Annotated in this window: 26 protein-coding genes and 2 pseudogenes; 12 read left to right on the top strand and 16 right to left on the bottom strand. The window is 46.9% G+C overall.

Going from position 1 to position 23,323, the window contains the following annotated elements:
• Positions 1-99: 99 nt before the first annotated feature.
• On the top strand, positions 100-1,770 hold the full coding sequence (locus COW15_RS12355) for a GNAT family N-acyltransferase (RefSeq protein WP_293632844.1): 1,671 nt from the start codon (positions 100-102) through the stop codon (positions 1,768-1,770).
• A gap of 104 nt (positions 1,771-1,874) precedes the next feature.
• Here the strand turns inward: COW15_RS12355 and COW15_RS12350 are convergent, their stop codons facing one another.
• The gene (locus COW15_RS12350; protein WP_293632843.1) at positions 1,875-2,657 is read right to left on the bottom strand and encodes a TSUP family transporter; all 783 of its coding nucleotides are present in this window, start codon (positions 2,655-2,657) and stop codon (positions 1,875-1,877) included.
• A gap of 83 nt (positions 2,658-2,740) precedes the next feature.
• Here COW15_RS12350 and chrA point away from each other — a divergent pair.
• The 6 genes and pseudogenes from chrA (at position 2,741) to COW15_RS12320 (ending at position 6,346) form a co-directional block, all read left to right on the top strand.
• Positions 2,741-3,880, top strand: a pseudogene (chrA, locus tag COW15_RS12345) (chromate efflux transporter).
• 28 nt (positions 3,881-3,908) lie between these two features.
• Positions 3,909-4,214 (top strand): PadR family transcriptional regulator, encoded by a 306-nt coding sequence (locus tag COW15_RS12340; protein ID WP_293632842.1) that lies wholly within the window; start codon positions 3,909-3,911, stop codon positions 4,212-4,214.
• Between the two features lie 165 nt (positions 4,215-4,379).
• Complete coding sequence (locus tag COW15_RS12335) at positions 4,380-5,048, top strand: metalloregulator ArsR/SmtB family transcription factor (RefSeq protein WP_293632841.1); 669 nt, start codon at positions 4,380-4,382, stop codon at positions 5,046-5,048.
• The gene (locus COW15_RS12330; protein WP_293632840.1) at positions 5,045-5,623 is read left to right on the top strand and encodes a class I SAM-dependent methyltransferase; all 579 of its coding nucleotides are present in this window, start codon (positions 5,045-5,047) and stop codon (positions 5,621-5,623) included. The genes COW15_RS12335 and COW15_RS12330 overlap by 4 nt, the downstream gene beginning before the upstream one ends.
• Before the next feature lie 26 nt (positions 5,624-5,649).
• Entirely contained in the window at positions 5,650-6,006 is a 357-nt protein-coding gene (locus tag COW15_RS12325; RefSeq protein WP_293632839.1) for a DsrE family protein, read from the top strand.
• A gap of 25 nt (positions 6,007-6,031) precedes the next feature.
• Positions 6,032-6,346: a class I SAM-dependent methyltransferase gene (locus COW15_RS12320; protein WP_293632838.1), complete on the top strand. Its 315-nt coding sequence runs from the start codon at positions 6,032-6,034 to the stop codon at positions 6,344-6,346.
• Positions 6,347-6,356: 10 nt separating this feature from the next.
• On the opposite strand, the gene COW15_RS12315 is transcribed toward COW15_RS12320, so the two are convergent.
• The 6 genes from COW15_RS12315 to COW15_RS12290 all read right to left on the bottom strand — a co-directional run bounded on the left by COW15_RS12315 (position 6,357) and on the right by COW15_RS12290 (position 9,637).
• Positions 6,357-6,848, bottom strand: coding sequence for a DoxX family protein (locus tag COW15_RS12315; protein WP_293632837.1), 492 nt, complete (start codon positions 6,846-6,848; stop codon positions 6,357-6,359).
• Entirely contained in the window at positions 6,845-7,615 is a 771-nt protein-coding gene (locus COW15_RS12310) for a DNA-binding domain-containing protein (RefSeq protein ID WP_293632836.1), read from the bottom strand. The genes COW15_RS12315 and COW15_RS12310 overlap by 4 nt, the downstream gene beginning before the upstream one ends.
• Positions 7,612-8,463 carry a DUF692 domain-containing protein gene (locus COW15_RS12305; RefSeq protein ID WP_293632835.1) on the bottom strand — a complete coding sequence of 284 codons (852 nt, stop codon included), beginning with the start codon at positions 8,461-8,463 and terminating at the stop codon, positions 7,612-7,614. Before COW15_RS12305 ends, COW15_RS12310 begins: the two co-directional genes overlap by 4 nt.
• A gap of 13 nt (positions 8,464-8,476) precedes the next feature.
• Entirely contained in the window at positions 8,477-8,785 is a 309-nt protein-coding gene (locus COW15_RS12300) for a DUF2282 domain-containing protein (protein ID WP_293632834.1), read from the bottom strand.
• Positions 8,786-8,902: 117 nt separating this feature from the next.
• Complete coding sequence (locus tag COW15_RS12295) at positions 8,903-9,424, bottom strand: sigma-70 family RNA polymerase sigma factor (protein ID WP_293632833.1); 522 nt, start codon at positions 9,422-9,424, stop codon at positions 8,903-8,905.
• Positions 9,425-9,427: 3 nt separating this feature from the next.
• Positions 9,428-9,637, bottom strand: a complete 210-nt coding sequence (locus COW15_RS12290; RefSeq protein ID WP_293632832.1) for a DUF2892 domain-containing protein — start codon at positions 9,635-9,637, stop codon at positions 9,428-9,430.
• 212 nt (positions 9,638-9,849) lie between these two features.
• On the opposite strand from COW15_RS12290, the pseudogene COW15_RS12285 reads away from it, so the two are divergent.
• A pseudogene (locus COW15_RS12285) lies at positions 9,850-10,049 on the top strand (IS110 family transposase); the annotation flags it as partial.
• A gap of 216 nt (positions 10,050-10,265) precedes the next feature.
• Here COW15_RS12285 and COW15_RS12280 read toward each other — a convergent pair.
• The 3 genes from COW15_RS12280 to COW15_RS12270 form a co-directional block, all read right to left on the bottom strand.
• On the bottom strand, positions 10,266-10,970 hold the full coding sequence (locus COW15_RS12280) for an NRDE family protein (RefSeq protein WP_293632831.1): 705 nt from the start codon (positions 10,968-10,970) through the stop codon (positions 10,266-10,268).
• Positions 10,958-11,464 carry a hypothetical protein gene (locus tag COW15_RS12275; RefSeq protein WP_293632830.1) on the bottom strand — a complete coding sequence of 169 codons (507 nt, stop codon included), beginning with the start codon at positions 11,462-11,464 and terminating at the stop codon, positions 10,958-10,960. The genes COW15_RS12280 and COW15_RS12275 overlap by 13 nt, the downstream gene beginning before the upstream one ends.
• Positions 11,465-11,542: 78 nt before the next feature.
• Entirely contained in the window at positions 11,543-12,082 is a 540-nt protein-coding gene (locus COW15_RS12270; RefSeq protein WP_293632829.1) for a carboxymuconolactone decarboxylase family protein, read from the bottom strand.
• A gap of 103 nt (positions 12,083-12,185) precedes the next feature.
• Here COW15_RS12270 and COW15_RS12265 point away from each other — a divergent pair, with 103 nt between their 5' ends.
• Positions 12,186-12,767: a TetR/AcrR family transcriptional regulator gene (locus COW15_RS12265; RefSeq protein ID WP_293632828.1), complete on the top strand. Its 582-nt coding sequence runs from the start codon at positions 12,186-12,188 to the stop codon at positions 12,765-12,767.
• 57 nt (positions 12,768-12,824) lie between these two features.
• Positions 12,825-14,450, top strand: a complete 1,626-nt coding sequence (locus COW15_RS12260) for a methyl-accepting chemotaxis protein (protein WP_293632827.1) — start codon at positions 12,825-12,827, stop codon at positions 14,448-14,450.
• Between the two features lie 503 nt (positions 14,451-14,953).
• On the opposite strand, the gene COW15_RS12255 is transcribed toward COW15_RS12260, so the two are convergent.
• Both COW15_RS12255 and COW15_RS12250 read right to left on the bottom strand, forming a co-directional pair.
• On the bottom strand, positions 14,954-15,517 hold the full coding sequence (locus COW15_RS12255) for a hypothetical protein (RefSeq protein WP_293632826.1): 564 nt from the start codon (positions 15,515-15,517) through the stop codon (positions 14,954-14,956).
• Positions 15,514-17,115, bottom strand: coding sequence for an MATE family efflux transporter (locus COW15_RS12250; protein WP_293632825.1), 1,602 nt, complete (start codon positions 17,113-17,115; stop codon positions 15,514-15,516). Before COW15_RS12250 ends, COW15_RS12255 begins: the two co-directional genes overlap by 4 nt.
• Before the next feature lie 254 nt (positions 17,116-17,369).
• Here COW15_RS12250 and COW15_RS12245 point away from each other — a divergent pair, with 254 nt between their 5' ends.
• Positions 17,370-17,594, top strand: coding sequence for a hypothetical protein (locus COW15_RS12245; protein ID WP_293632824.1), 225 nt, complete (start codon positions 17,370-17,372; stop codon positions 17,592-17,594).
• A 239-nt stretch (positions 17,595-17,833) separates the two neighbouring features.
• On the opposite strand, the gene COW15_RS12240 is transcribed toward COW15_RS12245, so the two are convergent.
• From COW15_RS12240 to COW15_RS12230, 3 genes are all read right to left on the bottom strand, one after another.
• Complete coding sequence (locus COW15_RS12240; protein ID WP_293632823.1) at positions 17,834-18,592, bottom strand: sulfite exporter TauE/SafE family protein; 759 nt, start codon at positions 18,590-18,592, stop codon at positions 17,834-17,836.
• A gap of 705 nt (positions 18,593-19,297) precedes the next feature.
• Entirely contained in the window at positions 19,298-20,596 is a 1,299-nt protein-coding gene (locus COW15_RS12235) for a site-specific integrase (protein WP_293632822.1), read from the bottom strand.
• Between the two features lie 61 nt (positions 20,597-20,657).
• The gene (locus COW15_RS12230) at positions 20,658-20,876 is read right to left on the bottom strand and encodes a hypothetical protein (protein WP_293632821.1); all 219 of its coding nucleotides are present in this window, start codon (positions 20,874-20,876) and stop codon (positions 20,658-20,660) included.
• A gap of 169 nt (positions 20,877-21,045) precedes the next feature.
• On the opposite strand from COW15_RS12230, the gene COW15_RS12225 reads away from it, so the two are divergent.
• Positions 21,046-22,623 (top strand): response regulator, encoded by a 1,578-nt coding sequence (locus COW15_RS12225; protein WP_293632820.1) that lies wholly within the window; start codon positions 21,046-21,048, stop codon positions 22,621-22,623.
• Between the two features lie 92 nt (positions 22,624-22,715).
• Here COW15_RS12225 and COW15_RS12220 read toward each other — a convergent pair whose 3' ends face one another.
• Complete coding sequence (locus COW15_RS12220; RefSeq protein WP_293632819.1) at positions 22,716-23,168, bottom strand: hypothetical protein; 453 nt, start codon at positions 23,166-23,168, stop codon at positions 22,716-22,718.
• Positions 23,169-23,323 lie beyond the last annotated feature (155 nt).

The following is a 23,323-nucleotide window of genomic DNA, read 5'->3' as shown; positions in this document are numbered from 1 at the left end:
CTGAATGATGTGTAAATTTTACAACAGGATATATGATGTATGCCGCAGCTGAGTCTTAACAATCTATTACCCCAAAGCACTTTTTTGACTAAGTTATGTATGACTGGGCTCGATCATCTTTTAGGCATTAGCCAACTCAATCGCCTGTATGAACGTTCCGCAATAAAGGGATTAACAAAGGAAGTCTTCGCTGCGCGTTTCGTAGAAATTTTTGAATTGAAGATTAAGTCACCGTTAGATTTATCGATGCGTATTCCACAGCATGGTGCTGCGATTGTTGTTGCTAATCATCCTTATGGCGGCATTGAAGGTGTTATTCTCGCGTCCTTACTATCTTCAAGTAGGAGTGATGTCAAAATACTTGCTAATCAAGCGTTGAAAATTATTCCTGAATTAGCTGATTTTTTTATATTTACCAATCCCCTCGCTCCAGGAGCAAAGGGCAATGCTCAATCATTAAGGGCTTGCAAGGCACATTTGGGCAAAGGGGGACTCTTAGTACTCTTTCCTGCTGGCCGAGTTAGCTATCCCAATAGCGATGGTCAGGTGACTGATCATCAATGGAATCGTATAGCGGGGTCGCTTGCCGCTAGTACGAGAGCCCCGATAATCCCATGCTTTATCTCGGGAAAAAATAGCAACATGTTCTATTTAATGGGGGAAATTTACTTTCGTTTTAGAATGCTACTGCTAATCAAAGAAATGCTTAAAAGCAAAGGTCGAACCGTTGAGATCACCTTAGGTCAGCCGGTCTTATTTCCCCCTTTTTTAGAGAAAACCCAAATGACAACTGACATTGCCCGTTTACTGACATATTTGCAGGCCCCAGAGTATCAATACCAATGGTCAACGTATCAAACGCCAGTGCAATTACCGTTAGCATCCCCTCAATTAGCCGAAAATTTGCAGGCTGAGATAATCCAATTACCAGATGAGCAATGCCTGCTCCGGTATAAGCATTTTGAGGTCTACTATGCATCAAGAGCACAATGCCCGTTCGTCATCGAAGAGATTAGTCGCCTGCGTGAAGAGAATTTTAGATTGTTTGATGAAGGTAGTGGCCTACCTCAAGATGGTGATGCTTTCGATGATACTTACACACATCTATTTGTGTATGACAGTCAAACCAAGGCGATCATCGGGGCTTATCGTATGGGCCAAACTGATAACTTATTGGCACGGGGTGATATTGCCCCCTTGTATTTAAGCCGTATGTTCGACTTCAGTGCCGAATTTATCAATCAAGTTCAACCATGCCTTGAAATGGGTCGCTCATTTGTGATCGCTAGCCATCAGCGGAGCTTTCATGGATTACTGTTACTATTCAAAGGGATTGGTGCTTTTGTGTGTAAATTCCCTCGCTACCGAACCTTGTACGGCACTGTGTCATTGAGTAAGCAATATACCCCTTTGAGCGTAATATTAATTGAACAATTTCTGGTGATAGCATCACCACAGGTTAAGGCCAAAAAACCATTCGATCTAAAGGTTCCTGCTGATATTCAGCATTACTTGGCGAATCATCCTAATGATATTGAAGTGTTGGAATTATTAGTTAAGCAAATTGAACCTGATGGTAAAGGTTTGCCTGTACTGGTAAAGCAATACCACCAACTTGGAGCTCGGTTCTATTGTGTCGGTATTGACCCTAATTTTGCCGATACGCCGGGATTATTATTAAGCGTGGATTTACCTAAGGCTCCGGAGCGATTGTTGAAATTGTATTTGGGACATGGGGCGGAGGCATATCGACAAAGGCACAATGGCTAACGGTGAGTTTTCAGCTAGCTTTTACCTATGGGTACCCTAGGGGCCGTCTCAGAAAACGGAAAATAAAGCACGCTCAGCCCAAACACTCGCGCTCTTGAACAGAGTTAGACCAGACCGGCCGCTAGTCCAGTGCCGATCAGCAGCATTGCCGCAGCCACCACGATCTGCACAGTGCGTCGTGTCACTTTTTGAAGCATGCGCTTGCCCATAAATGAACCGATGAAAGCGCAGATCGTGCCCACCGCAACAGGCGCGAGTAGTTCCTGCGACTGAGCAAAGTTGCTCGCCATGAAACTCGCGCCATAAACCGCCAATCGCGCAGCATCGACGATGACTGCTGAAACGACACCTGTAGCGACGAATGCCTCTTTCGATAGGCCACTTTTCAACAGGAAGGCCGAGCGCAGTGCGCCTTGGTTCCCTGACAGGCCACCGAAGAAACCGGACAGCGCACCTCCGAGCGGTAACCACCTCGGCGGGAACGCCAGCGCTTGAAAGCGGGGTGACAACTCCAAGAGGGCGAATACCACGATCAGGGAGCCTATGACGGCCTTGATCATGGTGATCTCGAACGTCGTTCCGTCAACGGTGTAACTCGCCATGACCGGCATTTTTTCGAACAGGTTTATGAGGCTTGCCCCCGCCAAGGCGGCGATGGCGGCAGGCACGCTGAAGCGTGCAACGACCCGCCAGTCAGCCTGCTTGGCCATCAAGCCGAACTTGAAAATATTGTTGGCGAAATGCACGACAGCAGTGGCTGCGATAGCCAGCGGCAAGGGGAAGAACAACGCGAAAACCGGCATCAGAACTGTCCCAAGGCCGAAGCCTGAAAAAAGTGTCAGGCCAGAGACCAATAGCGCCACGATGCCAATCAAGGCAAGTTCCATTTGTGTGCCTCCATCAAATAATCGAGTTTCAGTATCGGCATTCGATTATTATGAACCAATCTCCATTGAAAACAAAAGAAACTATGACCAACACGCACACTGGCGACCGCAACCCGTGGTCTGTTTTTCTCATCTTTCTGCGCCTTGGGTTGACCTCTTTCGGCGGCGCTGGTTGTCCGAGCGCAGCTATGCGGATTTGGTGGCGCTGTGCCAATTCCTGCCGGGGCCTGCAAGCAGTCAGGTCGACATCGCATTAGGCCTATCCCAGTCGGGCTACGCTGGAGCGCTGGCCGCCTGAGCCGGCTTCACATTGCCTTCTGCCCTTGCCTTAATCCTGTTCGCGCTGGGCATTTCCAACTACGGCGATGCCCTATCGCTAGGCGCGCTGCACGGTCTGAAAGTGGTGGCAGTCGCGGTCGTCGCCCAAGCGGTATGGGGCATGGCACGCAACCTCTGTACTGACGTGCCGCGTGTCACCATCATGGCGATTGCGACTTATGCCCTCCGCATGGGTGCAGGTCGGCATGATTGTTGCTGCTGGCGTCGCTGGGCTGCTGTTCAAGCCTAGTCAGGACGGCGCACACGATCCGCTGCCGATCACAGTTAGCCACCGCGCCGGCGTGATCTGGTTGACACTGTTTTTTGCTTTGCTGGTCGGCCTGCCGGTTCTGGCTCAACTGATGTCGAGTCAAACCATGACCATGGTGGATGCCTTCTTCCGAGCCGGGTCATTGGTTTTCGGCGGTGGCGACGTCGTGCTGCCGCTGCTGCAAGCTGAGGTAGTGCCCTCCGGTTGGGTCAGCAATGAAGCATTCCTTGCAGGGTACGGTGCTGCACAGTCGGTGCCCGGCCCCTTGTTCACATTCGCCTCGTTCCTCGGGGCGTCCATGAGCACAACGCCTTCCGGATGGATTAGTGGACTGATTTGCCTGCTGGCTATCTTTGCCCCATCGTTTCTGTTGGTCGTAGGTGCTTTGCCATTTTGAGAGCGGCTGCGGCAAAGCCTGCGCACTCAAGCGGCGCTCACCGGGGTCAATGCGGCTGTGGTCGGTCTTCTGCTGGCTGCGCTCTATCAGCCGGTATGGACCTGCGCCATTAATCAGCCGCAGGACTTCGGGCTGGCACTGGCGGCCTTCGTCGCGCTGATGTTCTGGAAGCTGCCGCCCTGGCTGGTCGTTGTCGGCAGCGGCGCGGCGGGCTGCTTGCTGAGTGCCGTTCAGTGAGACCAGTGAGACCAGTGAGACTGTGGCAATGACCGACAAAGACCTCTACGGCGAGCTGATCCGCCTGCACATCCTGCACCATGCAGCCGAGGAACCGATCTTCGGACTCGGCATCATCGAAGAGCTACGGCATCACGGATATGAGATGAGCGCCGGAACGCTGTATCCCATGCTGCATGGACTGGAAAAAAAGGGCTATCTTAGTTCACATCACGAGCGCACCGGGCGGCGGGAACGGCGCGTCTACGAGATCACCGGGCAAGGTCGGGTTGCGCTCGCGGAGGCCCGGGCGAAGGTCAAGGAGCTGTTTGGCGAACTGATCGAGGGGCATTGAGTACACCAAGACTTCTCGGATAGGTGAGACACTGAAAGCGGAAAACACAGCGTGTTAAATGGCGTGCGAAAGTTCTCGAAGAGCCATTGTAGCCGGTATTTTGTAGATTTGGTTGTGAAGTGTAATTGCCTTGCTCGTCATTCGCTTATTCGTTAGAATATCGATATGAATAAGCGATTACTAAAAGATCTCCTGTACGAACAGGTCGCCCGCATCGGCAAGGCCGCCTCCAGTCCGAAGCGGCTGGAAATCCTGGAGCTGTTGGCGCAAGGCGAGAAAACCGTCGATACCTTGGCGAGCGAATTGTCGGCAGACATCAAACTCACCAGCGCCCACCTGAGAGTGCTGAAGGAAGCACGCTTGGTGACTTTCCGGCGAGACGGCAAATACATCATCTATCAACTGGCAGGCAGCGATATCGCAGGTCTGTGGGTGAACCTGCGCCAAGTCGCTGAAGAGCACCTGCTCGAACTCAAGATGGCGCTCGCCCAAATGGTGGCCGATCCGGAAAAACTTTCCGCAGTCAGTCGTGAGGTACTGCTGGAACAAGCGCGGCGAGGCGAAGTGTTCGTCATCGATGTACGTCCGCAGACTGAATATGCCACGGCCCACCTGCCTTTCGCCCGCTCGATGCCGGTGGTCGAAATCGAACAGCGACTTGCTGAACTGCCGTCAGGCACAGAAATCGTCGCTTACTGCCGTGGGCCGTTTTGCCTGCTGTCCGACGAGGCCGTGGCACTTCTTGCCGCGAAAGGCTATCGGGTGCGCAAGATTCTCGATGGCGTCAGTGAATGGCAGGCGGCGGGCTTCCCGGTGGAGCGTTCCGAATCATGAACATGAAGGGACGTGAAAGCGGTATGCCCGACGAAGCCTACTGGATGAGCTTCTTCAAGACAGAAGACGCAATCGACAGGCTGCTGGGTTCGGCAGTACAGGGAAATGTCATCGAATTCGGCTGTGGATATGGCTCCTTTACGGTGCCAACCGCCCGACGCACGACAGGGCGTGTTACCGCCTTGGATATCGAACCGAACATGGTCGATTGTGTGCGTCAGAAGGCCTTCACTTTCGGTCTCTCCAACATTCAAGCCAACGTTCGAGATTTCGTCGCACACGGAACGGGCATGGATTCCGAGTCGCAGGCGCACGCAATGATTTTCAACCTGCTGCATCTGGAGCACCCCGTGGATTTACTGCGCGAAGCCTACCGAATCTTGCAGGCCGGTGGTGTGCTTTCGGTGATTCATTGGCGTAGCGACATCGCAACCCCTCGCGGTCCCTCTTTAGCGATTCGCCCGACGCCCGATCAGTGTCAGGGATGGATGGGCGAGGCCGGATTTCGTGCCATTGAATTGGTTGATTTGCAAAATTGCTGCCCGTTTCACTTCGGCCTGCTGGCCAGGCGTTGACTCCCTTTTTTCTGGAGGACTGTTTCATGAAAATCCTGATCATTTTCAATCACGAACCCTACGACACCACTGACGTGACCTGGAATGGGCTGCGTCTGGCCGACAAACTGGTCGATGCCGGTAGTGAAGTCCGCCTGTTCTTGATGAACGATGCGGTCGACCTCGCACGCGATGCCTGCTGCCCACCCGAAGGGTACGATCAAGACCTGTCTCAGATGCTCAAAGCCCTGATCGCCCGTGGCGTCACCGTCAAGGTATGCGGTACCTGCATGGCACGTTGCGGTATTTACAAGAACCAGCCGTATTTCGAAGGCGCCGAAAAATCCACCATGCCAGTACTGGCTGAATGGGTCATTGATAGCGATAAGGTAATCTCATTCTGAAACGTACCAAAGCCTCTGCTTCGCTTTGACCCCCGCCGACTACGACGCTTGGTATGACAGCCATAGAGGGAACCGGATTGGCAATACCGAGTATCGCGTAATGTCGGACGAATTGGCACTTCCTTCGGAAGGCCGAGTGCTAGATGCCGGCTGCGGAACGGGCTGGTTCACCCGCCGACTTGCGGTACTGCCGAATCTGCAAGTCATTGGGATTGACCTCGATCTACAATCCCTCGCGTTTGCACGTAGCCGTGATGATCGCTCAAGTATGGGGTTTGCTAACGCTGTGCGACACGAATCCTCTTTGATCAGCGCTCGGGTTGTGCCTCGGCAAACCTGATGTGTAGGCATCAGCTCGCGACAAAGCGTTTGGCAATCAAGTGATCGAGTGCCAGTGGCCCTGACCCACGCGCAACAAGAAACAGCAGAGCCGCAGCCCATATACTATGAGTAGGATAGGCATCTGGATAGACAAGGAACTGGATAACTATGGTCATCCCGAGTAATGCCAACGCAGAAAACCTTGTCGCAAACCCAATCAATATTAGGGCAGGAAACAGATGCTCCGCAGTGGCGGCCATAATGGCGCCTAATTCTGGGGGAATAAGTGGTAGTTGATATTCATAACGGAACAGCTCGACCACTGATGCAGAGAGTTGAGGCCAGCCAAAGTGGAATTCCCCAGAGATAATATCTAGAGAAAAACCTTGTATTTTGGTCTGTCCTGATTTCCAAAAAATGGCGGCAATAGCAAAGCGGGCCAGCAGCGCAATCCACGCATCGGGAATACGTGACAGCAACTGAACAACCGAGCGGATCAAGGTCGTGAGTCTGAGGATCATAGGGTATTCTCCATCGGTGATGCTGCCACCAACGCATGGCTGCGTATTAGCAGACTGAGGGTCTCGGGAAAATCAAATGGGCCGGAGTCAGCAACCGCCGCCACAAAAGAAGCCCCGCTACCTAAACTGTCTATGAACCTCACCGCATTAGGTTCTATATGGATGATCTCTACCCCCAGTTCAGGGCGAACCAGCAATGCAGTTTGGCTACAGGTAAGATCAACCCGTCTCATTCCTTCAACGGGATCTTGGCTCTGGTGAACTGACCAGATAGACACCACAGGATGAGTCGAGTTCAGGACACGCAGAGCCGGATGCAGGGTGAAGCAAATGCGAGCAAGCATAGCTTCATCCGACAATAGTGATCTTAATGCCTCTTGGGATAGAGGTTCTGCATCCGCAGCATGCCACGACTCGACCCTGAGCCACTCAAGACGTGCTACATCCGCAAGATATGGCAAACCTGCGACAGGTGGAAAGCTGGCAATAAAATCAGAATATTGTGCACCATACCAAGCAAGTACCGGAGACTTAGGAGGATAATGACGAATAAATTCGGCAGCCATTGCTCTGAAAAACGCTTCACCCACAAGTGCTTGCACCACGGGATAACTGTCAGCTAAGGCATCGATCAGTGAAACAGTCACGTTGTTGCGATACACATCAAACCGCTTGGTTGGATCTGAACCATTCCAGGTGGTCAGCCCAGATGGGGAAGCAGATGTTGGCGTCAACAGCGCGTCCATCCATTCGGCTTGGTTACTCATATACTTGCCTCCTTACTTCTCGCCATCAACAACTCAGCTTGGCGAGCCTCGGCAGCAAGAACGGCAAATGCTGGAATGTCGTTGTCACGCTCAATCAGGGTAGGTTGAGGTCCTAAAAGAGCGATGACTGTGCTGTAGAGATCCCAGACTGCATTGGCGACAGGAGCACCATGACTATCAATCAACAGGGGAGCTCCAGCTGCATCGACTTCTTCGGCGTGGCCCGCCAAATGGATTTCGCCGACTGCCGAGAGTGGGAGGTCACGAACGTAGGCCATCACATCACGTCTGTGATTGATGCAAGAGACATAGGCGTTGTTGATATCGAGGAGTAGCCCGCAACCAGTTCGGGTAATCACCTCACTTATAAAGTCAGCCTCCGGCATGCTTGAGGCGACAAATTCGACATAAGTAGCCGGATTCTCAAGTAACATCCGCCGACCGAGCCGTTCCTGGACTCGATTGACGTGTTCGCAAACGTGCTCAAGGGTTTGTGGGTTATAGGGCGCTGGCAACAGGTCATTTAGAAACGTACTTTGGTGACTTGACCAAGCCAGATGTTCAGAGAAGGACTCTGGTTGATATCGTGTAAGGAGTGTCGCGAGCCTATCCAAATGGGTTTCATCCAATGGTCCCTCACCACCTATCGATAGCCCAACACCGTGGATAGACAGCGGATAATCGGCTCGAATGCGTTCGAGGTAATGATGGAATGGCCCCCCCGCCACCATGTAGTTTTCGGCATGGATCTCAAAAAAACCTATGGCTGGGCGAGTGTCGAGGATCGTCCGAAAATGTTCCGGCTTCAACCCGACACCGCCCGCCCTCGGTAGGGCAGACAGTGTCATGGTTTGCATCCTATCAGGCACTCTTTTCCTGGAAGGTATCCAACTGACCAAACCCAGTGGATGAGGTACTGGACTCAGTCTGTTCACAGGTTCCTTTGGGAACCATTGACCAGGCATTACCTTGATGGTCACGCACAGAGGTGCCCGCGCAGGAAGTTCCCGCACCTGCCTTGCAGTCGTTTTTGCCTTTGAGAGCAACACCGTAGCATTTTTCCATGCTGGCCATCTTGCTGTCTTCGGCTGCAGCGACAGGAGCTGTTGCCATCACTAAGGCTGTGCCAAATGCGATGGCAAGAGAGGCTGAAGTCATTGTCTTTTTCATAAAAGCTTCCTTTTCGTGGGTTGATAAACCAGCCAGTAGACGACCTGTCAGATTATTCTTTCAAGCCCAGCTGTCCTGAATGGCTAAAAAACCAAAATAATGTTTAATCTAGAGCTGTTAACTAAGCAGATATTCTCTGACTAGCTCACGAGCTCGGTGCAGTCTACTTTTGATGGCGCCAGGTTGTTCACTTAACCGCTCAGCAATTTCAGCAATCGTCAGCTCTTCAAAATCTCGTAGCAACACCACCTCAAGGTAGTGCGCGGGCAAGGATTCAAGCGCCTTAGCCAAATCAATCCTCAGAGACTCATCATTACAACTAGCTAGCTGGCGTTCAATCATTTCGTCTTCCAACGGATCTTGCTTGAACATCATACGCTGAAGGCGATGACATTCCCGTTTAATGACGGTGAATAACCAAGAGGAAAACGCTGCCACAGCTTTGAGTCCGCTAACCTTGCGGGAGATCACCATCAGAGACTCTTGAACGGCATCATCGACATCACTGGCGTGACAATGTCTGCGTGCATAACGGCGTACATCCGCATGGCACACCGCCAGCAGACGGGAGATAGCAGCATGGTCTCCCGTCTGGGCGGACAGAATGAGATGTTCTTTTTCCATTATGCCATTCGTCATGGCTCAATTCCTTTTGTCGAGTTTACGGCCAACCATTGCACACATGGGACAAAAGCCCATTAAACCCGTCATGGAAAGGATGGCACTCACCACGCCAGCCGCAGCCGCTAAGTCAGATTTACCCCAGTACATCACGGCAAACACGAGTGCCATAGTGCCCAAGATGATGCGCAATGCGCGTTCCCAATTTGGAACATTCTTTACATAGAACATGTCAGTCTCCTTCGATGGCAAGAGTATTGGATTACTCTCTTATTTATAAAGAGGAGCTAGGTAAGCAAAACGGTTCGCTGGAAACGAAAAAAAATTGAGGCCACCGAGCCTATCGGTTGATTATTGTCAGCGATGCCACCAAGGTCTAGATTGCAAGTTGAGTTAAGAGTAGTGGCTCAAACCTTTGCTTGCAAGGGAAGTGAAACGAACTCAATTACTCGGGGCGCACCATTGAAAAACTGGGGCATCAGGTCAAACTTATTCCTGCAAGAATGGTGCAAGCCATGTTGGTCGGCAATAAGATGATGCCAAGGATGCTATCGCGATTGGCGAAACAGCTTGTCGGCCACAAGTCAGTTTGTTACGCCCTAAAACCGTCGAGCAGCAAAACATTCAATCTTTGTTGCGCATATGCTTTACTAGCAAAATCTAAAATTAGCCCGTGATATCCTGCTGGTTCAGGTATTCTTAATGCCCTGATATGTAGTCTAATTGTTACGGCCCAAGCACGCAGCTATGTTATCTATCCTCATAATAGCAATATATTTTATTTGTCCACGTCACAGGTTTTCATGGGCGTAGCTTGTCATAAGTGCAAATTTAAAATGGGGGTTTGTCAACAACGTATTTATTTAATTGACAGTATTGATGTCACTGGGGTCATATTTTGACAAGGTGATCCGGCATAGTAATCAAATTGCATTGTAGCGGCGTTGACCACAATATGACTCAGGCTAACGGTATTGGCGTCTTCCCTATGCATACATACGCTGTGTACAGACGGATGACCATAGTGAGACTGATGATAAGTTAAGTGCCCTTGGCGATGTCCATCGATCCTTTGATAGCTTTCTTGTCGGCACCGACGAACTTCTTTTAGCATCACGCCGGATGAGGTGATGGGTGAGACTGCTGTTTGTGTTGTTAAATTTAGGCCATCCCAACTGACGACTTGTATATCCCTATCATCTTGCACATGGGCAGGGAAATAACACAGTAAAAAAGGAGCTAAACGGGTTAATGGCAGAGCTTGGGCTCTCGCATCAATAGGGCCATCAAGCTTGAGTATGGTGGGAATGATCGAACCTCGGCTCAAGACTGGGCTAGCAGCAGAAAAATGCTTCGCTGCTTGGTAATTGTTGAGGAGACAAAAAACCTCTCCCCGTTGAGTTAAGGTTATCCATGTGCCACCTCCTTGGGTATCAATTGGATAAATAGCCTTGAGAGCAGGATCCCATGTTGGAGGTATCGCTTGAGGACGTACTTTTTGTTCATCCCTATTAAAAAAAACTTCATGCCCCTCAGGGGTGACTAACCAGGTTAATGTGCACATTGATTTCTATTGAAACTTGCAGTTGAGGGGGCTAAGCCAAATTCAGTGGAAGTCACCCCGCCCATTAACTGATATATCGTTTTTAATGTCGAATAGTGATGAATGGCATGACTACAGGCGAACATCAATTCTCGAGACAGGGTGCTATCAACTTGGATAATATGCGACTTATGGATCCCAATATCGGCATTAACACGCACAACTTTTGTCATCGTCATCGCATTAAGGCCTAAAATCCAACATCTTACCTCAGCAAATTGGTTTAATGCCTCAGTTAATGACGTCTCAAGTAACGATCCTCGTTGCCTCATTTCATAATCAACAACCCCAGTATCAAGACTCGATTGTAAGGATATAAAATGATCCAAAATATGGCGGGTATGACTACCGATGGAGCTGGGTATCCCGTCTGCAAGTTGACAGTATTCATGTTCCTTGAGCCGCGCAAGAAATGCAACACCTTGGTCTATTGTGGAAATATAATGGGTTAACATCCAGTACCTAATCTTATTACCTAAATCTAGCAAAATAGACCTTAATTCAAGGTGATTACTTGCAAAAATGTTTATTGCTTAGCGAAATGCCTTAAAAGCGTCATCCAATGGGGTATCTACAATATGATTTATATAGTTACTCATCACTTTTTGGCTAATCCCAAGTACGATCTCTAGTAGCTGTTGCTTCGTATAACCCGCATCAAAAAAAGCTTGTTTCTGCTCATGGCTTAATTGACCTCTGTTTCTCACTAGGGCAAGCGTTGTTTCCCGCAGAACTTGCTGTTCGTTGGTGGGTAATGGGCGCTTATGAATCAGAGCATCAATGATAGTGCTATCAATTTTCATCATATGAGCAATGGCGGTATGTGCAGGGACGCAGTAATGGCATTGGTGTTCAATGTTAATGGTTTGCCACACAATGGTTTTTTCGATTGCATTGAGTGAACTCTGGCTAAATAACTCATGTAGAGTTTGATAGGCTTCCAGTACTTTGGGTGATTCAGCCATCACCGCATGTAAGTTTGGAATGCTTCCAAAGCCTTTCAAGGATTTTTCTAAGAAAGGTAGGCTTGCCGCGGGTGCTGTTTCAAGGGAATGTAGCATGTAAGATGACATTATTTATCTCCGAAATTTAACTGCATATACAGTCGAATATAATTGCAATTGAACGATCGTTCAAGCTATTATTGAGCAAATGTTCAAGTTGAGGCCTTAAAAGGTGAAACCATTTAAGTTTGAGCGTGATAAGGTTATTGACGCTGCAAAATTATTATTTTGGCAAAAAGGGTTCCATGGCACTTCAATGCGTGATCTACAACAAGCAGTAGATTTACGCCCTGGTAGTATCTACGCTAGTTTTGGGGATAAGTCACAGCTCTACAGTGCGGCACTAATGCGATATGCCGATGAGGGATATCAAGCATTACAGCAGTGTTTTGAAGAAACAGGCGATGCCGAAAAATCGTTAGCACAATTTTTACATCTTGCCGTGAATAGAGGTGTGGATGAACCTAGCCATGTTTGCATGTTAGTGAAAACTATTGCCGAGCTTGGAGATGAAGAGCATTCCCTCGCCATTCTTGCAAAGCAGCAATTAGCACGAATGGAAAATGCTTTTTTTGAACTTTTTTTACATCTACAACAGCAGCAAGGCAAATTGTTAGACCAAGAGCCACGGCTAATGGCAAAAGAGTTTCAGGCTTTAGTGATTGGATTAAAAACATATGCTCAAACGGGCCAGTCACAGGAAACAATGCAGTTAATGAGCGAGCATGCGCTTAAGTATTTCTTTACACGCTAAAATTATGCTCAGTGAATAGTGTTTAGGCTTGATAGTTAATTAGAAGAGATATTGCATATGCCATTATTTTTCAAATCGATAAAATCAAAAATATTTCTCGGTTATGCTGCAATACTCTGTGTGACGTTAATAACATCTGGCTTACTGGCGAGTAGTAACAAGAATATTAAAAATGATGTCAGCGAATTTATTGAAAATACACTTCCTACCTTAGACGCGATCTCCAAGCTTCAGCATGTCGCTAAAGAACAGGTGCTAGCTGGATACTCGTTGTACGGCACTACACTTGGTATAAATGACTTTAACCTTTTAAAACAAAAACTCGAACAACAACTTCAGATAGAGCAAACAAAGTTAGCTGAAATTCAGAATAAACAGCTCATTGAAGAATTTGCAGGCCTGCATCAAGCATTAATTTCTCTCGCGGGTGTGATGGGTGACCAATCAGTCGATTGGGATTTAGCACGGGAAAATCTGAATTCTTTGAGCATAGCTGCTAAGCAATTGAATGATGCATTAGATTTGCTCGCCATTGAGGTATCTGAAAATGCTAAATCTCGCTCAAGAAATATAGAAGCGAGCTTGGAAAACAATACGCTGCTCATTTTTTTATTAGTGTTTGTGATGGTTTTTGTTGCTATTGCTGCCTATATGGTTGCCCAGAAGCAGATAGCAAAACCTATCCAACTCTTGGCCACTAAGCTAATCGATATTTCGAGAATGCGGGATCTGACTCAAATACTCCCTGATGAGAATGTGACAGAGATAAACACAGTAGCAACCAGTGTTAATGGCTTGGTTAGCATGTTTAATGGTGGAATGTTGGATATGCGCAATGTGGTCCAACACATTGGTGCCGCAGTGATACAGCTAAGCAAAAGCACCTCATCATCCAATCAAGCGGTGATTAATCTGAGTGACGGAATTGAGAGTTTGATTCATATCATGGATGACTTAGAAACTTACATGCAACAGAGTCTAAATCATTCAGAATCCGCTGCACATTTTGCAGAGCAAGGTGCCGCAAATATGGCCGAGGGTCAAATTCAAGTGCGACTCGCCTCTGAAAGTATTAATGCACTTTCGAATGATATTGAAACCACGTCCTCCATTCTCGTCTCACTGCAGTCATCGGGAAGCCAAGTATCAAATGTGGTGGAAACCATTGCTAATATTGCATCCCAAACAAATCTATTAGCACTAAATGCTGCAATTGAAGCCGCAAGAGCTGGAGAGTCAGGACGAGGGTTTGCTGTGGTTGCAGATGAAGTGCGTACCCTTGCGATAAGAACAGCGCAATCAACGAATGAAATTAACGCTTTGCTTGAAGGGATTGTCAGTTCAATCAAAGATGCCGTTGATAATATGAATAATAATAGAGAGAAGGCTCAGCAATCTGTTGTCTTAACAAACACCTTAGTGACAAGTTTGGGTAATGGACGACAAGTCATTTTATCTTTAGCTGATACCAGTAAAGAAGCCTCTCAACAGGTGTCTTTATCACAGCATCACACATCGAAAGCAAAGGACTTTGTCCATGGATTTCAGACCTTAGGGCAAACGGTTCAATCCAGTGCCGAACAAACTCAAAGCACCAGTGAAGATCTTATTTCACTAGCAAAAGAGATTTCAACGAATTTGAGTAAGTACAAAATCATCGATGCACACAAAAGTGGTCTCTAATTGAGCAGTCTATTTAGTGGTGATGGAAGAGTTTCACGCGCCAAAGCGATAATCAAATGCTAACGAGTCCGCTCTTAAAAGGGCTCGAATGTTATTTAGTGATGGTGCCTGACAACAAAGCTATGGCAGCAGAACTGGCATTAGTAGCTAATTCTCTTCATGAAGCGGATTTTAAGGTGGTCACTTCCTCCAGAAAGCCTATTTACAGCAGAAAAAGCCAAAATAAGTAGACAGAAAGGAAGGGCTGGTGTGTGTGGGGGGTGAGAAATAATATGACACCATGATTGACATATGTCATATAAATACAATGGGTTACCATGAATTTGGCGAGAATTTCCAGAATCCCGGCGGACCCTCTTCTAGCCTTGAGTTTCTGATTCGAAACGCAGCGCCTCCACCATATTTCACCAACAAGGCCGCCAGCACTGATGACCTTGCTAGTCTTTACCATTTAACTCTAGATTTGCTCATTCAAGATGATGCACTGACAATCTCAGTCATCATTACACTTTGGGTAATTTGTGTTGGATCATGGCCAGCGCAAAGGAGTTCCAGTCTGCATTAGCATAGCTACTCACCAGATCCCGCAGGATTGTTGGTTCGCCGGCGTTATCCACCTGTTGCGAAATTATTGGCAAATTCAGCGCATTACAGTAATCCTGCCACTCCACCACAAAAAACTGCTGCTTGTAGGGGAGTAGTAATGTGCCTTCAGCTTGCGCATTAAAATCACGCGCGGCTAAATAACCTGTAAACCAATGATTGAGTAGCGTATCGCATTGCTTAGTGTGGAATAAGTTTCCCCAATCATCCCCGAGTATGGCTTGACCCGACAGGACTCGCTGGCAATGATGAAAATCGATAAACCCTAGCTCACGTGCAATCACTTGTTGGCAATGCTTAAGCTGGAGATCTGAGTGTAAGATGCCCAACTTCGCCATTAAGGTCGCGACTCTTTGCTTGGCAGACGGCTCATCCTGCTGACAAGCTTTGAACAGCTTTTTAGCGCGAATTTTAGTTTCATTTAATGCGATGGCGCTTGAGTCTTTCATATTGGCGAACTTCATTTTGCATTACCTCCATGACTGACTCGATTTGCTCGCGGCACGTGAATGAAAGGCCAAATACTGATGATCAATAAACTCAATAGACAAGCTAAGATGTCCGCAATTGGAAAGGCCATCCATAACTCAATCAAAGCGTTTGGCATGATATTAATGTTTAATGCACCTGTGATAAATGAAATATCTGTAAAGGATAGTTGAGGTAACAGGACCAGCAGTGGCAGTAATAAACCATAGATTTTTATCCCAGATAATAGCAATGCAAGCTTAGGGCGGTTTGTGCCTTGATACATAGCAATCGCAATACCTGTGATCCCCGCCAAAGGTAAGGCGATAAACGTCACACTCGAAATCTTAATACAGGCGGTAATGAGTGCGAGGTCATCGGTGAAAATACCAAATACTGAAGTAGGAAACCCCATAAATATGATTGTCACAACACTCAGATAACAGCAGGTTAAGACGATGCCCCATTTAGCACACGCTAACACCCGAGAAGATGCCATCGCCCCATAGTTATAGGCACTGATCGTCTGTGCTGCACTGGTGAGAGCCATGAGCGGCAGGGCGATAAAGATATTAAAGCGTCCGATCAAACCATAAGCGCTGATCATGTACGCGACCTCATTCGCCGCTAGCGTATTGGGCACTACATTGGCTAAATGACTGACTAAAATATGATTTACCAATGAGATCACGCAGGCAATCCCAAGATATGACAATAATATCGGGCTACCTAAGCCAAGAATCGCTTTTATCTCAGTGAAGTTGAGCTTTATCTGCTCCATTCTAAAATAAATGGGCTGGGCAGCTTGCCTATGAAGCGCCTGCTTATTGGCAAAGCGGTTATTGGGGACAAAATAAACGACGGCGATAAATAGACTCACACATTGGCCCGCTACCGTTGCCCACGCCGCACCACTTACGCCCATCTCCAAAACGGCAATAAAGAGTGTATCGAACAGAATGTTCATGACCGCCGACAACAAGATAACCAGCAGCATCACCACGACTTTGCCTTGTGCTCTGAGTAAATCGCCGCTAAGGGATAACAAAAAGGTGAACAGGCTAAAACAGAGAATGGGTTGTAGATACTCTGTAGCAGCTAAGGCAAGTGTTGAGCTTACCCCAATAAACGCTAATAGATTATCGAGCTGGGCGAGTGACACGACAGTGACGATCACTCCGCAACATAGGGTTAACGAGAAACCGGCATTCGCGATTTGACTCGCCTTATTAAACTCGTTTGCCCCTAAAAATCGGCTCACTAAGGTCGCCGTCCCATTTCCTATCATGCAGGCTAAAGCGAAAATCATCATTTGTAATGGGAAGGCAATCGTTACCCCAGCCAATGCATCGGCGCCGATGTATTTCAAAATAAAATAAGAGTCGACTAAGTTGTAGCTGCCGCTGAGCATCATGGCCAATGCCATGGGTAACGCAAAGCGCAAATACAAAGTAGGGATAGCTAACGTACCTAAGGACTCAGTTGACTGAGATTTCCTGTGGGAAGACGTTTCGGTGGCCGCCAAGGGTACAATGTCAGAAGGTTCAGCATTGATACCGGCGGGTTTGAAAGTGTTAGCGGTTGCATGTTTCACAAACAATTCTCCTAAGTTTATTGGCATTCCGCTAAGCCAAACTTATGTGATTGCTGTGGGTTCGATATGAAATCGATTCGCAACGCTGTTAATTTATCAGAGTGATATCATCTTTTGCGGACAGGCTTCTCTGCAACCTGCCGCGTATTATTCTCACTCATCCGCTTGATGTCAATCACCAGATTAACCACGCCACCCCAAAATCATTGGGATGAAAAAGGCCTGCCTAACTTTGGTGAGCCAATGCCAATGTGATGCAACATGAATATACCGCCAATGCCTGCCAGCAATGGCAAGCAACATCAACCAGTGATGGTTATTACCGCCTGAAATCAAAGTCGCTAACGGTAAACAAACAATCCCAATGCTTAGTGAGTGTTGATGGCGACTTGCATCTGGGTGGTTGCGAGCAGGCGGACAGTGAATGGCGAACTGAGTTTATGCCAAACGGTTCACTGCGAGTGGTATCGCGTAAGTGAGGTTCATTGATGAAAGTGGCAGGAGAGTCCTATCCCAATGGCGATCATATAGTTGAGGGTGTCTGGAAAATACTATTTCGCAGCAGTTCTATTTCAGAGAGGTGAAATAGCAACAAACAGTTTGTAATCGGTGCTTGAAATGTCTTCTGAGTTGAGGTCGCTTAACGACATCTTGGTTGAGCCAGCGTTGCTCGGCGCTAAGCAGTAACTATTTAACAGTTATTGCTTTTTTTATGCATCTACCACTGGCTAATCGCCTGCCAAATTAATCGAATGGCCAACAGCGTCAGTACAATGCTAAAAGCGGTTTGAAAATGTTTATCGGCGACGCGTTTTAGCATTTTAAATCCAATCCAAGTGCCTATAGCACCACTTAAGATCATGCATATTAGCAGCGGCCACCAATCATCTAACGACACCCCCATACCTTCAAATACGACTATTTTAGCGCTGTGCTGCAGCGACATGGTCATGGCAAAGGTTGCCACAGTACGAAAACGATCGACTTCCAATTGCTTAATAAATGCAGCGACTAGGGGGCCTGTCGCCCCCGCAAATAACGAAATAAAAGTCGTAATAGTACCAGCAGCAACGGTTCCTAAGGTGCTAAGTACCATTTTAGGTAGTTTAGGGCCCCAACAGGAATACAGAATAAAAGCAGCGATGGTGAGATACATAACCGATGGTGGCAGTGCCACCAATACAAAACTCCCCAATAGAGCACCTAAAATGGCTCCAGGGAAAAATGCTGCTATCAGTCGCCAGTCAATATAACGCCAGCCCAGAACGGCCCGGCCGCCATTCGAGCCCAATTGCACCACGCCATGCAGCGGAATAATCAGTTGTGGTGGCAGCACCTGCGCCATCACTCCTAACAACATAACGCCACCACCAATGCCGAAACAGGCCGTAAAAAAAGAGGTAAATGCGGCGCTAAGGGTTAGTAGGGCAAAGATATCAGCAGGGATAGCATCAAATAAAAACCAAGAAGAGGGCATAGGTCGTATTGGAAAAGTGTGAGAGTGTTAACAGTAGCAAAATCGCATGAGGCTTTAAAGCTCATAAGCTGCAACTTAGCACAGCCCTAAGGGAGCTTTGAATTAGAGAAAAAATCAAGCGAAACAGCTATCAATACTCATCTAGTCGCAATCGCTTAGGTCAACATCAGAAAATCGTTTGAAACTCCTAAAGCGGGCTGTGCCAGCCAACACTTCAAAGTAATCACGTAGGGACGCAGCACAAACAGGGCATTTATCAGCAAACCGCCACAAACCATCAAGCCCCCAAGCACAAAACTCAGTTAATCGTACCAATAACCAAATCGGAGCAGGTAAGATGGCCCAGAAAAAATTCGACGGAAAAAAGCAAATCTTAATCAGCCATGAGTCATGAATTCTCATACTGGCCCAGTACACACTAGCCAGCGATAGTGGCCATACTTGGCACTGCACCTATTGCAGAGCTGCATGGTTTACGTCAATACACTAATGATTGAAGCGGTGTTGACTGACAAGCACTGGTGTGATCGACTTACGCCGGGTCCGCATTACTGAATGAAACCGCCATTCCGAAATGTCTATCTTCCTGGAATCTGCAAAAAAGGGACGCCACTAGTGACTAGGTAGCTCTATCCATATTTAATTTAACATAATATACATTGTGCGCAGCTTTATATGGGAGGGCTTGATGTTCCACTTGGGGGCTTATTCATTGATGCCATGTAAATGATCTAATGGCTTATTGAGTGCGCTTTCGTGTCTTTCCGTTTGAGTGGTGTGTAAATACTGTGATGTTGTGTCAATGCTTTCATGGCCTGCATCGGCTTGTACGTGTGACAAAGGTCTGCGGTTGATATTGATATCGTGCGTAATGCCGGTGTGACGAATATTATGCGCCGTTAGCTTACGCATTTGCTGAGCATCATGGATGAATCCATCTGTTTGCGCATTATCGGCGGCAAGATTGATAATGTTTTGAATTTCATCACGAACTTGCCGTATTCCTAAGTTAGCGTTCAATAAGCCAACATCACGACCACGGCCCGCGGCTCTGTGCCTGACAAATAGCGGATGGCGTTCATTTTGACTCGGGTAATCCGTTAAGCCTAAATACTGGCGATACGTCACTAATGCGTCAAGCAAGGTTTTAGAAATGGCTACACTTCGCTTTTTGCCACCTTTACTCAAAGGAATATGAAAACTCCATATGCCAGTTTGATGATTCTGCCTAAATTGCCCCATGACGGGTGAATATCCTGCACGTGCAGAGACGTCCGAAATACGCAGATAGCATGAATAAATTAACGATATCAGAAACAAACTTCGCTGATGCAATTCAGGCGATTCGTCTGCTAATGTTGCTGTGGTCGTCATAATGTATGACCACTGCAACTCAGTGAATGCAAGGCTGTTTTCCTCTTCATCGATTCGGCTTTGATACCGCTGAGTCGACGCAAAACGGCTGTGATTAAGCCAAATTTGTGCGGGATTTCGTTCGCAATATTCTTCACCCATTAGGTAGGAATAAAAGGAAGATAGAATCGCAATTTTGGCTTTTAATGCATTCTCACTCAGTCGATACGGTTGAATTTTCCCTAAAGATTTCTTTCCTACAAAGGGTTTCCATAGCGGATTTGGTATCCGTTCTCCATGCTGTTGGTCGAATTTGAACTGTGGGACATTGAAGTACCCTATAAATTCCACTGGCGGATTAAGGCAATAATCGACGTAACGGCTCATGTCTTTTCGCATCACTTCTGTTGGTGACATAGAGACCACATCAAAGCACCAATGCAGGAATGTGGTGAGTTCACTACGGTAGGCTTTATAGTTGTTTTCACTGTGTTTTTGTTCGAACAACCAATCAGTTGCATGTTCCATCACTAGCCCCGCATCGACAACTCTCGACAGGCTAATTTGAGTGATGTACTGGTTAACAATACAATTTCCCTCTTGTATGAATTCAACTGAATCAAAAAAAGGAATAACGACGGGATACTGCATAGACAATTTGAATTATAAAGATTTTTTATATGATAATACTTAAACGCAAATGCCGATAACGTTATTTATCGGCACCAAGGTGGAGGTGAATTTGTGTGCAATCGGTATAGGAACATTGGTGACAACACATGCGCTTTTTACAGCAGATCAAACAGAGTTGCCAGACTTTTTGCTTCGAAACACTGTCAAGGCAACTAAAGTCCGCGGCGCACAAATGACCATCGCGGATCAATTGTGCGAGTTTTTGCTCCGGGATGGATAAATTAATACGTTCGGCCATGGCCCTCTCCTCTTTATGATGAAATAACAGCATACACAAATGATAATAGTTATCAACTAGACCACTTTGGTCCTCTCTCCCATTTTATTGATTAATTTTTTCTACTGCTTTAAAAGGCTTGAGCTACACTCATAAAGTGCGCTGGATTTCTACTTTACTGAGGTATCGGATGTCGATTGATCTTACAAAGAAAAAACCTCTTTTTTCCGGTCAAAAAAACCATGAAACAACCGAGGTTGGGATCCCTTGGAAGATACTGGTTGTTGATGATGAGCCCGATGTTCACACTGTTACTAAACTTGCCCTATCCCGTTTCAGATTAGATGGACGAGCCCTCACCTTTATCAATGCCTACAGTGCCGAGCAAGCCAAGACCCTCTTAAGTCAAGAGCAAGATGTGGCAATTGCATTTATCGATGTCGTGATGGAAAGTGATCATGCGGGATTAGAGTTAGTTAAATGGATCCGTGAAGAACTTCGTAACAAGACTATTCGCCTAATCTTACGTACTGGTCAACCCGGCCAAGCGCCGGAAGAAGATGTCATCGTTAATTATGATATCAATGATTATAAAGCAAAATCTGAACTTGATTCCCGCAAATTGATGACCAGTGTTTACTCTTCCCTGCGGTCCTATCGCGATATTATGGAAATCGAGCAAGCCAGACGTGCCCAATTTAATCATAGAATGGGGCTCGAACGCGTTCTTGAAGCGACATCAGGGTTATTTGAGTTAAGAACCTTGCATAAATTTGCCGACGGGCTCCTCACTCGAGTTGCAACACTGCTCAATTTAGATTCAGAAACCTTGCTCTTAACCTGCAATGCGATGGATGCGATCAGTGGCCATATCGACTCGGCAGAAATTGAGATCCTTGCGGGCACGGGGCAATTTGCAAACAGTCCTTCACACAGAGTGCTCCCAGAACATATTGATAAACTCTTGCGTAGCGCATTAACTCAAAAACGCTGCCTCTATGAGGATAATTGTTTTATTGGTTATTTTCCGACTAAGAGTGGTCTGATTAACCTGCTCTATATGGATGGCATTGATAAAATCGATGATTTAGATAAAAAACTTGTCGATATCTTCGCGATTAATGTCGGCATTGCCTTTGAAAACTTACTGCTAAACCAAGAAGTTGAAGATACTCAGTCTGAGCTTATCCTGCGTCTAGGCGATGTTGTCGAAAGCCGTTCTAAAGAAGCCGCCAATCATGTTAAGCGAATGGCTGAATATTGCTCCCAACTAGCGTTACTTGCAGGTTTAAGTGAAAACGAAGCCGATCTATTACGCCGCGCATCACCTATGCATGACATAGGTAAAATTGCTATTCCGGATGCGGTATTACTGAAACCTGGAAAACTCGATGAGAATGAGTGGAAAGTCATGCGTCAACATCCAATCATAGGGCATCAAATCTTGGCGAACTCCGAGCGCCCTATTTTAAAAGCCGCTTCAACCATTGCACTGCAACACCATGAAAAGTATGACGGTTCAGGTTATCCATCTAACCTTAAGCAAGATGAAATTCATATCTTTGCTCGTATCGTGGCAATAGCCGACGTGTTTGATGCCCTCTCCCATGCCAGGTGTTACAAATCGGCATGGCCACTAGAAGAAGTGCTATCTGAAATGCGTAAAGGCGCAGGCAACCACTTTGATCCCGAACTATTGGAACTCTTTATTCAAAATATTGATATCTTTGTTCACGTCAAAAACAATTGGAAGGATCATGATGAGTGATCCACTACCTTCAATATGTGCTTTAAAATGATGGCTAAATCACAGTGGCATACATCAATGCAGTCAATAAATGAGGGGATGTTGGTCATGAGTTAGGCGTTATTGTCGGCAAGGAAATCGAACGTGACCGCCTTAGACTCACCATTAAGGGTAAAGCTGACAAATCCTCGCCAGACCATATATCCACTGCTGCAAGAGCCATAAATCATTTGCCCTTCATAAGCATTTTCATTCAGTTCACGAATATTGACGGGAATAACCCCCATAAACATATCTCTTCCCTCGAGACGGATCTGCACATCACTGATTGCAGATGAGGATAATAGCTTCAATGTTAATGGTTTTTCGCTTGGTGCATGACTCGGTGAAAGCGTGAATTTAAGCTCGACGCCAGCCACTTTTTTTATGCATTCACCCCGTGAAAAATCGCAAAGGGAGGCATCTAGCATTTTTTTTTCTGCGACTTGCTCAACCTTTTCATTGCAAGCACTGAGATTAAGCACTAATGCGGCTATGAGCAAAGGGAGGGATTGACGGATAAGCACAAAAATTAACCTTGTGATGCAATGTGTTAACATTCTATTGTGTAGGTTGATCTAGATCAACTTTCCACCCCCCTTCTTTGGTATCTTTTTTGATATAGCTCAAGTATCATTGCGAAACCTCATATTTGAGCACAAATGTGCAGGGTAACGCATTG

It is taken from the genome of Shewanella sp. CG12_big_fil_rev_8_21_14_0_65_47_15 (genome assembly GCF_002783505.1).
Taxonomy (GTDB): Bacteria; Pseudomonadota; Gammaproteobacteria; order Enterobacterales; family Shewanellaceae; genus Shewanella.
Note: the sequence above shows the minus strand (reverse complement) of the source record. Positions and strands in the feature narration are given on the sequence as shown.